Raw genomic sequence first — 1,276 nt, 5'->3', positions numbered from 1 at the left:
GCCACTGCTGTCCCATAGTTTGACTTAAATAAAAAACCTGAGTCCAAAATAGTTAAAATGTAAGTGCTAACAAAGACTTCAACTATAAAGGATTCAGGTTTTGTCACATCAGAATACCGTATTTCATCAATTACTCAAGCCTATTTTAAGACAGGATTTTGAACGTTTAGCAAATCAACACCATCATGGGCAAAAGCTACGATCTGCAACTCGATGGGATCAATTCATTGCGATGCTTATGTCCCAACTCTCTTGCAGACAAAGTTTAAGAGATATTCAGTCAAATCTGGAATCTCAACAGGAAAAGCTATATCACCTTGGTGCTAAGAAGATTGCACGAAGTACACTTGCTAGAATTAACGAAGAACAACCTGCTAGTTTATACCAACAACTTTTTAGCAACCTACTTAAGCACTGTGAAAATTCTAAAATTGCTCATAAGTTTCGATTTAAGAATCCATTGTATTCACTTGATGCCAGTCATATCGATTTATCACTTTCACTATGTGCGTGGGGAAAAGTACATGAATCAAAAGCGAGTATAAAACTCACAGTAGGATTAAATCATAGTAATACCATTCCTGAGTTTGTAGCGCTTGGAAATGGAATAGAAAATGATATGGTGCAAGGAAGACCTTTCAAATTTCCATCAGGGAGTATTGTGGTATTTGATAAAGGTTATGTTGACTATCAATGGTTTGCAGAAATGACGGATCGGAAAGTCAGTTTTGTTACACGATTACGTCCTAAAACAGTCTATCAAGTAAAATCAAAGAATAAGATACTAACTTGCAAAGGAATTCTTGCGGATGAAAATATTGAATTAAGTAGTGCTTACGCAAAAAAACGTGGAGCACCTAAATTATTAAGACGTATCGAATTTTATGATAAGGACAAAAAGAGAACGTTTGAATTTTTAACCAATAACTTTCATTTAGCAGCATCAACAATAGCGGCTATTTACAAAGATCGTTGGAAAGTGGAATTATTCTTCAAAGCGATCAAACAAAATCTAAAATTGAAAGCATTTATTGGTCGCAGTCGAAATGCAATATTAACGCAAATATGGATCGCTTTAATTGCATATTTATTGGTGAGTTTTGTAAAGCATCTGGCTCAAGAGGGTTGGACTGTTCAACGAATGTTAAGAATTATCCAAGTGAACTTATTCGAAAGGAAGTATTTGAAATCGCTATTCTCACCAGACAAGAGGGTGATAAAACAAGAGGAACCTCAATTGAGGTTCCTCTTGTGATTTTTGTGGGACAGCAGTGGC

Annotated in this window: 1 protein-coding gene; it reads left to right on the top strand. The window is 35.5% G+C overall.

Annotated features, from left to right (window positions below; all coding sequences use genetic code 11):
- Positions 1 to 100: 100 nt before the first annotated feature.
- On the top strand, positions 101 to 1,255 hold the full coding sequence (locus tag FTV37_RS17510; RefSeq protein ID WP_180064343.1) for an IS4 family transposase: 1,155 nt from the start codon (positions 101 to 103) through the stop codon (positions 1,253 to 1,255).
- Positions 1,256 to 1,276 lie beyond the last annotated feature (21 nt).

Source organism: Acinetobacter sp. YH16042 (assembly GCF_013417245.1).
GTDB lineage: Bacteria > Pseudomonadota > Gammaproteobacteria > Pseudomonadales > Moraxellaceae > Acinetobacter > Acinetobacter amyesii.
Note: the sequence above shows the minus strand (reverse complement) of the source record. Positions and strands in the feature narration are given on the sequence as shown.